Here is a 13,375-nt window from a genome sequence, read left to right on the forward strand (position 1 = left end):
GATGGAGCAGTCTGGTAGCTCGTCGGGCTCATAACCCGAAGGTCGTTGGTTCAAATCCAGCTCCCGCTACCAAGTTTTCTAAAGGCTCACAACAAGGTGGGCCTTTTTGCACAGTGGACATTTGTTTTTCTGTGTAATAATGAGGGCGATTAACGCCCTTTTTTATTGGCTATCGTGTAGTGCCGACATCAATTGGTCAAATAGTCATGTTTCACTACTATTATAGTCCTGTCCAATCTTATGGTCGTTCTGACCATTGAATCGCACAAAATTGACGAGAGTAAATGAAGCTATCAAATAAAACTCAAGCACTCCAAGACCTAATCGCTCCTGCTGTGCAAGCTTGTGGTGTTGACCTTTGGGGCATTGAATTTTTGCCGCAAGGAAAACGTTCTTTATTACGCATTTATATTGATAAAGATATTGATCAAACCACGCCAGTCTTAAATGAAGATGGTGAAGAAGAGCAAGGTCGCGGTATTGGCGTACAAGATTGTGTTCGCGTAACACAACAAGTTGGCGCAATGCTCGACGTACATGACCCAATCTCTGGCGAATATTCACTTGAAGTATCATCTCCGGGTTGGGATCGTCCATTTTTCCAATTACACCAGATGCCGGCTTATGTAGGTCAGCAAGTTGCATTGCGCCTGATTAGTGCTGTAGACAACCGTCGTAAATTTCAGGCGAAACTTGTTTCAGTTGATCTTGAAAGCGAAATGATTCAAGTGGAAGTTGAAAAACAACAAGTGTTGGAAATCGACAGTCACAACATTGATAAAGCAAATTTAGTTTACCAAGACTAATTGAAAAAGAATCAGAGAATAGGTGACTTATGGCACGTGAAATTCTTACCGTAGTAGAAACGGTTAGTAACGAAAAAGGTGTACCTCGTGAAGCAATCTTTGAAGCGCTTGAACAAGCGTTAGTTGCAGCAACGAAAAAGAAATTTTACGAAGGCACACACTCGGAAGAAGCACAATTACGTGTAGAAATCGATCGTAAAACAGGTGACTACCGTACTTTCCGTCAATGGGAAGTTGTGGCTGATGAAGATCATGAAATGCCAGCGTGTCAAGATGCGATTTCTGATGTTGATCCAGCACAATGGTCATTGGGTGACATTCGCGAGCTTGAAGTTGAATCGATTGATTTTGGTCGTATTGCAGCACAAATTGCAAAGCAAGTGATTGTACAAAAGATTCGTGAAGCAGAGCGTGCTTTAATTGCTGATGCTTATGAATCTAAAGTTGGTGAGCTGATTTACGGCGAAGTGAAAAAGCAAACTAAAGATGGCTTTATCATTGATCTTGGCGAAAATGCAGAAGCATATTTAGCACGTGAAGAAATGATTGCAAAAGAAATTTTGCGTCCTAAACAACGTGTTAATGCAATTTTGTTTAATGTTAACCGTGAAGGTCGTGGTGCACAATTACAATTGTCACGCGCTAAACCTGACATGCTGATTGCTTTGATGAAAAAGGAAATTCCAGAAATTTCTGAAGAAATCATTGAAATTAAAGCAGCTGCACGTCAACCGGGTGTTCGTGCTAAAATTGCAGTGAAAACTAACGATCATCGTATTGATCCAGTGGGTGCTTGTATTGGTATGCGTGGTACACGTATCCAAGCGGTACAATCTGAATTAAATGGTGAGCGTATTGATGTTGTGGTATGGTCAGATGATCCAGCGCAATATATCGCAAGTGCTTTAGAGCCTGCTGATGTATCAAGCATTGTGATTGATGAAGATGCACGCACTGCAGATATCATCTTTGCAACCAGTGATCAACTTGCACGTGCCATCGGTTCACAAGGTCAAAACGTCCGTTTAGCGTCAGAATTAACTGGCTTTAAACTCGACATGATGCTTGAATCAGAATACCAAGCACGTCAACAAAATGAAGCACAACAATATTTAGACATGTTTGTGTCGCGTCTTGATATTGCTGAAGACTTAGCAATGGCTTTAGTGGAAATGGGCTTCACTTCGTTAGAAGAAATTGCATATGTTCCGGCTGAAACATTCGATGAAATCGAATTAGATGCTGAAACAGTAGAAATGTTACAAGGTCGTGCTAAAGAAATTGCTTTAGCTGACGCATTGAAACAACAGGAAAATATCCAAGATCCAAGTGCTGAACTTCTAGCAATGGAAGGAATGACACAAGAGATTGCCTACGCGCTTGCTGCTCGTGGCGTGGTGACTGTCGATGATTTGGCAGACCAAGCTACGGATGATATCGCAGATATCGAAGCTTTAGGTGCTGAGAAAGCGGGTCAACTCATTATGAAAGCGCGCGAATCATGGTTTAACTAGGAGGTAATATGGCGGACAAGTCGATTAAAGATTTGGCAGTGAGCGTTAATCGCTCGGTTGAAACACTTTTAGAGCAAGTTCGTGATGCAGGCTTACCGCAACGTCAGCCTGAAGATATTATTTCCACAGAACAACAAGATACCCTCGTGAACCATTTGAAGAAAATTCATGGTCAAGACGTGGGTCAAGCAGGACAAATCACGTTGAAACGTAAAACAACCAGCACCGCTAAGGTAGCAAGTACCTCAGGTAAGGCGAAAACTATTAACGTAGAAGTTCGCAAAAAACATACTTTTGTTAAACCAGATCCAGAGCAGATCAAAGCAGAAGCATTGGCTAAAGCTGAAGCTGACAAAGCTAAAGCTCAATCTGATGCTCCAGTATCTGGCGTAAACAATGCAAACAAAGCTTTAGAAGCCATGCGTGCCGCTGCAAAACAAAGCAGTGAAAAGCAAGAAGTGTCTAAAGCTGCGGTTGTGGTAAAACGCAAATCGACGAATAAGCCAGTGGTTAAATCGCAAATTAAAGCGATTGAAACACCTGAGCAAAAACGTGCGCGTGAAGCTGAAGCTGCTAAATTAAAAGCAGTGGAAGAAGCAGCACGTCGTCGCGCAGCAGAAGAAGCGCAACAACGTACGCTTGAGCAAATGCGTCAAATGGCGTCTAAGTATTCAGCTGAAGACAATGCGCCAACGATTCGTGTTGTAGATGATTCTCCACTTGCTGCAGGCCTTGTAGGTCAAGCATACGAAGATTCATTTAACAAAGAAGACCGCGAAATCAAACGTGGTACCAATACGCCAACTGCACGTGCACCTAAAAAAGGTGGTCGTCGTGGTCAAGAAGAGCAAAGCTTTAGCAAACAGCCTAAACGCGGTTTAAAAACTAGCTCTTCAAACAAACATGGCTTTGAAAAACCTGTTAAAAAACAAGTTTATGATGTTGAAATTGGTTCAACCATCATTGTTGCTGATCTTGCAGTTAAGATGGCAATCAAGGTGCGTGAAGTGATCAAATCACTCATGAAAATGGGTGAGCTTGTGACTCAAAACCAAGCCATTGATCAAGAAATTGCAGCGTTAATCGTAGAAGAAATGGGCCATAACCCAGTTCTTGTATCAGATACACAAGCTGAAGATAACTTACTAGAAGCAGCAGAAGAAGCGCGTGGTGTTCAATCAACGCGTGCGCCTGTTGTGACTATCATGGGTCACGTTGACCATGGTAAAACATCGCTTCTTGACCGTATTCGTCGTGCGAAAGTGGCACAAGGCGAGGCAGGTGGTATTACCCAGCATATCGGTGCTTACCATGTAACCACTGATAAAGGTATGATCACATTCCTTGATACTCCGGGACACGCAGCATTTACTGCTATGCGTTCACGTGGTGCCAAAGCGACTGATATCGTTGTTTTAGTTGTTGCAGCAGATGATGGTGTAATGCCACAAACTGCAGAAGCAATTGATCATGCGCGTGCTGCGGGTACGCCGATCATTGTTGCAATCAACAAAATGGATAAAGAATCTGCTGATCCAGATCGCGTATTAAACGAATTGACTGTGAAAGAAATCGTGCCTGAGCAATGGGGCGGTGACGTACCAGTAGCGATGGTTTCTGCGCATTCTGGTCAAGGTATTGATGAACTTCTTGATTTGATTTCACTTCAAGCTGAATTGCTTGAATTGAAAGCGTCTGAAGAAGGTGCGGCTCAAGGTGTAGTGATTGAAGCACGTGTAGACAACAGCCGTGGTGCGGTAACGTCTATTCTTGTTCAAAACGGTACATTAAAAGTAGGTGACCTTGTTCTTGCAGGTGCATCTTACGGCCGCGTTCGTGCAATGACAGATGAAAACGGTAAACGTATTCAATCTGCAGGTCCTTCGATTCCTGTTGAAATCTTAGGTCTTCCTGAAGCGCCAATGGCGGGTGACGAAGTTCTTGTTGTAAGCGATGAGAAAAAAGCGCGTGAAGTTGCCGATGCCCGTATGGATCGTGAACGTCAAAAACGTCTTGAGCGTCAATCTGCAATGCGTCTTGAAAACATTATGGCGTCTATGGGCAAAAAAGATGTGCCTATCGTGAACGTTGTATTGAAAACTGACGTACGTGGTACCTTAGAAGCGCTACACGTTGCACTTGCTGATCTTGCAACAGACGAAGTGAAAGTACGTATTATTGGTTCAGGTGTTGGTGCAATCACTGAATCTGACGTAACACTTGCTGAATCTTCTGAAGCAGTATTACTTGGCTTTAACGTACGTGCCGATGCAACTGCGCGTCAAAAAGCAGATGCAGATAGCATTGACATTCGTTACTACTCAATCATCTATCAATTGATTGATGATGTGAAAGCTGCGATGAGCGGTAAGCTTGCTCCTGAACACCGTGAAACCATTCTTGGTGTGGCGCAAGTACGTGAAGTATTCCACTCAAGCAAATTTGGTGCAGCTGCAGGCTGTATGGTTCTTGAAGGCGTATTACATCGTAACAAACCAATTCGCGTATTACGTGATGACGTGGTGGTATTCCAAGGTGAACTTGAATCGCTTCGTCGTTATAAAGAAGTGGTTGAAGAAGTTCGTGCCGGTATGGAATGTGGTCTTGCAGTTAAAGGCTACAAAGACATTAAGGCATTGGATAAGATCGAAGTATACGACGTACAATTGATTAAACGGAGTCTTTAATGGCCGGTAGTCAACGTCTGAAGCGTATGGCGGACACAGTACAGCGCGAGTTGTCTGAACTGATCCGTCAGGAGCTAAAAGATCCGCGTTTAGGTGGTCTTGTGACCATCTCTGCGGTCAAAGTTAGCCCAGACTTAGGTTATGCTGAAGTGTATGTGACCGTGATGGGTCGTGAGCTTGGCGATGAGCAAAGTGAAACGGCAAATAAAGAAACTTTAGAGGTGTTAAACAAAGCCTCTGGTTTCTTGCGCCATGAACTGAGCCGTCGTATTAAGACACGTATTACGCCACGTTTGCGTTTCCACTATGACAAAACCAATGCGTATGGTAACTATATGTTTGGTCTGATTGCAGAAGCTGTGAAGGATTTACCTACAGCCGATGACAAGAAAGACGACGAATAAGTTGTCATAAAAAAAGCCACCTTCGGGTGGCTTTTTTGATTTAGGCAATGTCATTATTGTCGTGTTTGACTTGCTTTTGATAGCGTTTAAAACTACGACGATGTTTTTGCCACGGTAATGGTCGCTCTAAACTCTCAGGTACATCGCCACTCATCGAGCGTAAACGTAAGTGTAGGGCAGCCTGTGCCATTAAGTTGGCCGATACCGGCGCGGTAATAAAGGCAAACAAGGTAATTAAGATTTCGGCAAAGCCAAAACGGCCATGTGCTGCTGAAAAAATAATAGCGGCCATTAAAAAGCCACCTAAACCTAAAGTGCTTGATTTAGTTGGGGCATGGAGGCGCATAAATAAATCGGGCAGACGCACCATGCCAATGCCGCCAACCAACATAAATAAACCACCCATGACCAAAAAAATCGACACCAATATTTCTAAAACTAAAGACATACAGTCGCTCCTAGTCGATCACGTGACCGGTGGTAAAGTAACGTGCTAAGGCAGCAGTGGAGACAAAGCCTAGCATCGCCACCAACAAGGCACCTTCAAACAGTGAAGTGCTTGCCCAATAAATCCCGAGTACAATGACTAAGCCTGTTGCATTTAAAAATAAGGTATCAAGTGCTAATAAGCGATCTACAATTGATGGACCAATCACAAGGCGATACAAGCACATCAGCATCGACAGGGTAATGGCAAGCAAGCTAATGCCCAGTGCATAAGGCAAAATGGTGTTCATGCAACATCTCCTGTCTGTACGTCAAAAATTTCCATGAGTGGTTTTTCATAGCGTGCTTTGATGAGACGAATTTCTTCATCTACATCGTCTGTACTTAAAGCATGTACCAAAATATCACCACGATCTTGGTCAATACCCGCTGTGACCGTACCCGGCGTGGTGGTAATGATCATCGCTAATAAGGTATTGACTTGCTCATGTTTGGTTTCTAGTGGTACACGAAACCATTTAGGTTGCAATTTGTCGGTAGGACCTAACACCAATTTAGCCACGCGCAAATTAGAAATCACAATGTCCCACAGCACCACTAAAAATAGTTTAAAAGACGGTAGCCAATGAATGTCGGGGGTGCGCTCTACAAAAGGCCGAATTAAGCGTGGGATGGCAATGGCAAGAATTAAGGCCATGACCAAAGTACCCGCTTCCAAACTCTGCGCTAACATGATCCAACTGACACCAACCAATACCGAAACAAAAGGATGCGGCAGCCAGCGTTGGAAAAAGCTGTATTGCATTAGTAGCCCTCCTGTACGGGTTGTAGTTTATCACCGCTAGGATCACTCAATTGTTGTTGCTGTTTGAGGATTTGGCGCTGTTTAAAATCTGAAATATGCTCACCTTGTAAGGTGTTTTCAGATATCACATATGGAATAAGGTGCGCGTTTGGATCAATGCTTTCACCACCATATTTGGTTTGTGGAAGATTTTCTGGATCATAGGGCTGCACGCTAATGGCTTGGTTGTCAGCATCATGTTTTAAAATGGTGGCTTCATACAATTCATTATGTTGAATTTGCACGGCTGTGCTGTGCATATAACGCTGAATGGGACTGGTCAATAGCACATAGCCTATTAGTAGGGCTAACAGTATATAAATGGCTGTGTCATTGCGTGGCGGTGCCTTTGCAGGTAGCACTTGATAAGCAAGATAGGCGTCGCTGGTGACATCGTCTTCAGGTTTTGTGGCACGCCAAAACAGAATAAAACCAACGCGGGTAAAGCCAATAATGCTCAGTAAGCTCACCAACAGTAAAGTGGCAATAATCCAAGCTTGATAAGCATGTCCTGCTGTGGCTTGTAAAATAAATACTTTACCTAAAAAGCCACTAAAAGGCGGCAAACCTGCCATCATTAAAGCAATGATAAAAAAGGTGATTGAAGCAATTTTTTGTTGTTTGATCTGTGGGGCAACTTTGAGGTGGTCTTTAAACTCACCCCGTTGTGAGGTGATCCAACCGCCCATTAAATACAGTGCAGCTGCAATCAAGGTACTGTGTAACATGTAATACAATGCACCGGCCCATGCTTGTGGGTTTAGCATGGCAATTGCCACTAAAATTGTGCCCACAGAAGACAAAATCATAAAGCCAACAAAACGGCGTAAGCGCTCAGCACCCAATGCTGCAATGGCACCATACAGTGACGTGATCAGACCAATCGTGAGTAACCATGGCGCCAAAATGCTATGGCTTAAGGGGTCATCAAAGACTGTCCCATTAATCCGTAAGATGGCATAAATCCCGACCTTGGTCATAATGGTAAAGAATGCAGCAACGGGTGTGGCTGCCACAGCGTAAGTTTTTGGTAGCCAAAAACCTACGGGTAACATGGCAGCTTTAATCCCAAACACCACAAATAGCATGAGACCACCAGCCACCGCCAAGCGATGCTCAGCAGGTTCAAGCAGCGGCATTAAACGTGCCACGTCGGTCATATTTAAACTACCAACGCTGCCATAAATCATGCCCAAACCAATTAAAAATAGCGCAGATGCTAATAAATTAATGGTGACATAATGAATGCCTAGCTGAAAACGCACCTTGCCCTGACCATGTAATAGCAATACATAAGATGCCATCAGCAAGATTTCAAAAAACACAAATAGGTTAAATAAATCGCCCGTTAAAAATGCTCCGCACAGACCCATAATCAGAAAGTGCAGCATGGCATGGAAATAACGACCGCGTTCATCCCATTGTCGGCTGGCGTACCATAAAATTGGAACAGCAAGGGTATAGGTCAGCACCAACATTAAGGCCGAAAGCTGATCAAGCACTAAAATAATGCCAAAAGGTGCAGCCCATTCACTTAAGTTATAAATGATAATTTGCCCACTACTGGCATAACTTAAATAGCAAAGGGCTGTGGCTAAACCTAATGTTGCAGAAATATAGCTAATACCACGACGCCATGGTTGACGCCAATCATAGGCCAATGAACCCGAACCCGGATTGCCCAATAACAGCAAAATGAAAGCAGTTAAAGCTGGAATTAAAATACTAAAAATAGGTGCGTGTTGCTGCCAAAAATGCAGAAGATCAGTCATTAGGGCTCATCCTCGCGTGGGTCAATGGCAGGTAGATCTTCTTTAGAGTCAACGTGATCTGTCCCTGATTCAAAGCGGCTGCGTAGTGCCAATTGCACAATAAAGGCGGTGGTGGCAAAACCAATCACAATAGCAGTAAGTACCAATGCTTGTGGTAGTGGGTCGGTGGCTTGTGTGGTATTGGTGAGGACGGCAGGTGAATTAATCTGCACGCGTCCCATGGTAAACAAGAAAATATTGACCGCATAACCAATCATGGCCAAGCCCAATACCACCGGAAAAGTACGCGCACGTAGCACCAAATAAATGCCTGTGGCGATTAATAAACCAATGGCAGAGGCCAATAAAAATTCTAAGCTGATCATCTTATTTCCCCTTTGGTACTGGACCTGACATGCTTGAATGACGTGAGTCGCCCAGCACCGAGATCAGTAACATACTTGCACCTACCACCGTGATATACACCCCTAAATCAAACAGTGCTGCTGAAGCCAAATGCATCTCGCCCAACACAGGAGGCGATACATAAATATGTGCACTGGTTAAGAACGGACGACCCCAAAACCACGCCCCAATTCCAGATAGGCCTGCGATGACTAAACCTGCGCCAATCCAAATTTCATATAAGCGTCCAGACTTAGCTTTTAGCATTTGTTCAGTGCGATCTTGACCTAAAGCAATATATTGAATGACCAATGCCATAGCCGTGACTAAACCTGCAATAAAGCCACCACCTGGTAAGTTATGACCACGTAAGAAGATATACACGCTGACCACTAAAGCCAGCGGTAAAATCCATGAGGCGGTCATGCGTAGCATTAAAGGTGATGGGTTAAAGCGATAAGTTAAGCCTTGGGTAATGGTGGTACCATGCGCACGCATACCATCCATCATGCATAACGCGCCAATTGCCGCGATGCCAAGAACGGTGATTTCACCAAAGGTATCAAAGCCACGGAAATCTACTAAAATTACGTTCACCACGTTGGTACCGCCACCCAGTGGAATAGATTGCTGCATAAAGAACCACGAAATCGAGTTGTGATCCCGGGTCATAATCAGCCAAGCAATCCAACCAATCGACAAACCGCCACCAATGGCAATTAAAGCATCACGCCAACGACGTGAACGACTTGATTCATAAGGCGTAAGTTGCGGCAATAAAGACAAGCTCATCAGCAACAACACCGTGGTGACTACATCTACCGTAATTTGGGTTAAAGCCAAATCGGGTGCCGACAATGCTACAAACATCATGGTGACCACTAAGCCCACGGCACCACTAATCAACACAGCTTTGATACGTTCATGGTGGAACCACAACATCATCCAGCAAGCTGAGAACAATAACAGCCACAACACAATGGCTAAAATAGGTGCCGGAGTTAAGATACGCGTGCCTGTGGTTAAACCTTGGAACAACAGTGGCATGGCCACCAACACCAAGGTAAACACAATAATGTAAAATAAATAGCTTTGTAGTGAACCTGTTTCAGTATGGACTTTAAGCTTACGTGCCCATTGTAATAAATGTTTAAGCGCATCTTCAAAGAGTAACTTGCCTTGCAGTTTACCTAAGTAAGGATCAAGGTCGATGTCACGCAAACGTCCACCTTTTGCCAAAGCAAAATAAAACAGTAAACCACCCACTAGGGCAATCACACTCATCAATAGCGGTGCATTAATCCCATGCCAAATAGCAAGGTGAGTGCCTTCAAAAGCGAAGTTTTGCGTACTGGCGCGGGTCGTGGCATTGACGATATGTTCAAGCAATAAACTTGGTAAAATTCCGACTAAAATACATAAAATAGCAAGCAACGTGGCAGGTGCACGCATACCAAAAGGTGGTTCATGCGCGTCTTTATTGGGTACGTTTTTACCCAGAGGACCATCAAAAAATACCCCATGCACCAAACGTGTTGAATAGGCCACGGCAAAAATACCGGCTAAAGTTGCCACCACTGCCGAAGCAATCATGATTGGGCCAGTTAAGTTCGCCAATAATTCGGTGAAGAACATCTCTTTAGATAAAAAGCCATTGGTCAGTGGTACACCCGCCATAGATGCGGCAGTAATCATGGTCAGTGTGGCGGTAAATGGCAACAGTTGCCATAGACCCGATAACTTACGTAAATCACGGGTGCCTGATTCATGGTCAATAATGCCGGCAATCATAAACAGTGCCGCTTTAAACGTGGCATGGTTAATAATGTGGAACATGGCAGCGGCCACCGCAAGCGATGATCCAATGCCCAATAAACACATAATTAAGCCTAAATGACTGATGGTGGAATAAGCCAATAAGCCTTTTAAATCTTCCTTGAAAATGGCAAAAAATGCAGCCATACATAAGGTCAACAAACCTACAAAGGTCACAATGTTATGAAATAACGCAGCGCCGGCAAAAATTGGCAATAAACGCGCCACTAAGAAAATACCGGCTTTGACCATGGTGGCAGAATGCAAGTAAGCCGACACCGGTGTTGGCGCAGCCATGGCATTGGGCAGCCAAAAGTGAAAAGGAAATTGTGCACTTTTGGTAAAAGCACCCAACAATACCAATAACAACATAGGCACAAATAAAGCATGACTTTGGATTTGATCCGTCATTGTTAAAATCTGATCAATTTCATAGGTGCCGGTGATTTGTCCTAATAAAATAAAACCACCGAGCATGCCAAGACCGCCCATACCGGTAATGGTGAGAGCCATGCGTGAGCCGCGTTGTGCAGCATCGTAATTGCTCCAATAACCCACCAATAAAAATGATGAAATACTGGTCAACTCCCAAAACGTCAGCAGTAAAATCAAGTTGTTGGACAGCGCAATCCCAAGCATTGCTGCCATAAACAACATTAAAAGCATATACAGCTTACTGAGCGAGTTTTTGGGGCCCAAATAGTAATAGGCATAAATAAAAATTAATGTGCCAATCCCACTAATGAGCAGCGCAAAGAGCAAACCCAAAGCGTCAAGCCTAAAGCTTAAATTTAAGCCCAATTCAGGTAGCCAACGCCATGTTTGTTGAATAACCTGACCATTGAATACATCAGGGGCATGTAAAAGCAGTAAAACTAAACTGCTTAAACTGATGCCAATAGCCGCTAAAGCTGTTACCCCGCGCGAAAATTGCTTCAGCCACGAGACAAGGGTGGTGCCTAGTACTAGCGGTAATAAGATAATAATCGGTAGCACACTGATATCCATTGTCGTGATAGGTTAAAAACCTAAGGGTGAATCTTATTTTTTCAAACTTACAGGACCACAAAGAATGATCCAAAAAAGGCTCAAGTTTGAAAACCAAAGGTGTTTACAGGTGTCACTAACAAGTTGTGTTGCACAACTTGATGAAAAAAACGACAGTAAAATCGGATTTTACTATAAAAGTGTTGATTTTATTTGATCTTATTACACGAACAACACAACTTCAAACACTTTTGTGCAGAGACCATCAAAACATAAAATCTGCTGAGTTTAACGTATTTAAATCGTACTCAAAGCAGCATCATGCTGTGTTGCTTAACTAAGCACAGCTTATATTACAAAGCTTATTCAAGCGTTTTACTGTGTAACTGTTGGGCATGTAAATTTTGTAAATCCAAAATGAATTGCTGTTGTTGTTCTAAATTCAATTGTTGCTGAATCTGGGTGAGTAACTCGTCATAACGCTGTTCAGGCAGGGTGAGCGCTTCAACAGGTGTAGTTTCTGTAATCTCAAGGGATGGGGTGTATAAATTACGGTAATTTTCATCAAAAATCATACTTTGCGTAATTAAGGGCTGTAATTTTTCATCATAGAATTTTAAGCATTGATATTCAGGTTGCAGATTAAGTAATTCAGGATTAGATGTGGTCACAATCATCTGTAGCTTTGGAAAAGCCTGTTGCAGACGTGGCAATAATGTACTGATATGTGGCTCATCGAGCTGTTGTTCAATTTGATCAATCAGTAAAATACCATCCCCAACGCAACACGGTTGTAGCTGAGTGGGATTTAATACACATAAACGGCGTACTATATCACCCACTAAAGCAATCCAAATTTTAAAACTGCTGCCCAATTGTTGATATAGCATGACTTCACCATTGATTTTGACTTTAAGCTGAATCTTGGGTTGATAGTCTAAAAACAAATCTTCAATTTCAGGCAATACTATTTGTAGCGCAGTTTTGAGCGCTGTTAGATGAGGACGTGGTGGTTGAGTGTTTAAGTGCTGTTGCACGTCGGTCAGCTCAAGCTGTTGTAAACCGGCCAAATACGCAGCAGCTTGGGCATTTTCAATATCATGAATTTCACGCAGCCATTCAAAAAAACGACTAAACGTGGTGTAAGGAATACTCACCAAATCATAAGCATACTGCGCTTGTAAAACCAATGGATTGTTTTTACTTAATAAATTGACCTCGTGAATAAAACGCTCTGTTGGATAATAAGCCAGCAAAGGGAAACCATAATCAGGGTCGTGATGATTGGCTTGTTGATACAGTTTGACTAAATGATCTAAAGCTACAGTTTCGGCTGTATTAATGGCCGATTTACTATTTTTAGATTTTTGTAATTGCCAACTATATACACAAGGCACAGCCTCAGAATCTGGCTGTTGTGTAAATTGCTGTAGTGCCTCATTGATTTGCACGCGAATGTGTAGTTGTGAGATTTGAGCCAAATGGTAAATATCTTGCTCATTCATCACCACACCTGCGCTACGTACATCGCGTGAGCGTCCTTGAAACCAAGTTAGGCTGTGATACAGATGTTTTAAAAGAGTAGTTTTGCCTGAACCTTGCTCACCGGCAATCACAGTGACTAAGCAGTCTTTTTTAATATTTAAATTGAGTGTGGCAAATGGACCAGTATTTTTTAAGATAAACGTAGAGAGCTTCATTGAGCACCTAAATGA

General features: G+C 43.1%; 11 protein-coding genes. 4 read left to right on the forward strand and 7 right to left on the reverse strand.

Going from position 1 to position 13,375, the window contains the following annotated elements; genetic code table 11:
* Window positions 1-284 precede the first annotated feature (284 nt).
* The 4 genes from rimP to Q0017_RS02885 are packed head-to-tail and all read left to right on the forward strand — an operon-like array spanning window position 285 to window position 5,411.
* Window positions 285-806, forward strand: a complete 522-nt coding sequence (gene rimP, locus Q0017_RS02870; RefSeq protein WP_298142407.1) for a ribosome maturation factor RimP — start codon at window positions 285-287, stop codon at window positions 804-806.
* Window positions 807-835: 29 nt separating this feature from the next.
* The gene (nusA, locus tag Q0017_RS02875; RefSeq protein WP_298142410.1) at window positions 836-2,320 is read left to right on the forward strand and encodes a transcription termination factor NusA; all 1,485 of its coding nucleotides are present in this window, start codon (window positions 836-838) and stop codon (window positions 2,318-2,320) included.
* 8 nt (window positions 2,321-2,328) lie between these two features.
* Window positions 2,329-5,007 (forward strand): translation initiation factor IF-2, encoded by a 2,679-nt coding sequence (infB, locus tag Q0017_RS02880; protein ID WP_298142413.1) that lies wholly within the window; start codon window positions 2,329-2,331, stop codon window positions 5,005-5,007.
* Window positions 5,007-5,411 (forward strand): ribosome-binding factor A, encoded by a 405-nt coding sequence (locus Q0017_RS02885; RefSeq protein WP_298142417.1) that lies wholly within the window; start codon window positions 5,007-5,009, stop codon window positions 5,409-5,411. Before infB ends, Q0017_RS02885 begins: the two co-directional genes overlap by 1 nt.
* Window positions 5,412-5,451: 40 nt before the next feature.
* On the opposite strand, the gene Q0017_RS02890 is transcribed toward Q0017_RS02885, so the two are convergent.
* From Q0017_RS02890 to Q0017_RS02920, 7 genes are all read right to left on the reverse strand, one after another.
* Window positions 5,452-5,859 (reverse strand): Na+/H+ antiporter subunit G, encoded by a 408-nt coding sequence (locus Q0017_RS02890; protein ID WP_298142420.1) that lies wholly within the window; start codon window positions 5,857-5,859, stop codon window positions 5,452-5,454.
* A 10-nt stretch (window positions 5,860-5,869) separates the two neighbouring features.
* The gene (locus tag Q0017_RS02895; RefSeq protein ID WP_298142423.1) at window positions 5,870-6,148 is read right to left on the reverse strand and encodes a monovalent cation/H+ antiporter subunit F; all 279 of its coding nucleotides are present in this window, start codon (window positions 6,146-6,148) and stop codon (window positions 5,870-5,872) included.
* Window positions 6,145-6,663 (reverse strand): Na+/H+ antiporter subunit E, encoded by a 519-nt coding sequence (locus tag Q0017_RS02900; protein ID WP_298142427.1) that lies wholly within the window; start codon window positions 6,661-6,663, stop codon window positions 6,145-6,147. The genes Q0017_RS02895 and Q0017_RS02900 overlap by 4 nt, the downstream gene beginning before the upstream one ends.
* Window positions 6,663-8,474, reverse strand: coding sequence for a monovalent cation/H+ antiporter subunit D (locus Q0017_RS02905; protein ID WP_298142429.1), 1,812 nt, complete (start codon window positions 8,472-8,474; stop codon window positions 6,663-6,665). Before Q0017_RS02905 ends, Q0017_RS02900 begins: the two co-directional genes overlap by 1 nt.
* Window positions 8,474-8,839: a Na+/H+ antiporter subunit C gene (locus Q0017_RS02910; RefSeq protein ID WP_297426153.1), complete on the reverse strand. Its 366-nt coding sequence runs from the start codon at window positions 8,837-8,839 to the stop codon at window positions 8,474-8,476. The genes Q0017_RS02905 and Q0017_RS02910 overlap by 1 nt, the downstream gene beginning before the upstream one ends.
* 1 nt (window position 8,840) lies before the next feature.
* On the reverse strand, window positions 8,841-11,681 hold the full coding sequence (locus Q0017_RS02915) for a monovalent cation/H+ antiporter subunit A (RefSeq protein ID WP_298142431.1): 2,841 nt from the start codon (window positions 11,679-11,681) through the stop codon (window positions 8,841-8,843).
* Window positions 11,682-12,022: 341 nt separating this feature from the next.
* Window positions 12,023-13,360 carry an AAA family ATPase gene (locus Q0017_RS02920; RefSeq protein ID WP_298142435.1) on the reverse strand — a complete coding sequence of 446 codons (1,338 nt, stop codon included), beginning with the start codon at window positions 13,358-13,360 and terminating at the stop codon, window positions 12,023-12,025.
* Between the last annotated feature and the right edge of the window lie 15 nt (window positions 13,361-13,375).

The sequence above is a fragment of the uncultured Acinetobacter sp. genome (genome assembly GCF_947624825.1).
GTDB lineage: Bacteria > Pseudomonadota > Gammaproteobacteria > Pseudomonadales > Moraxellaceae > Acinetobacter.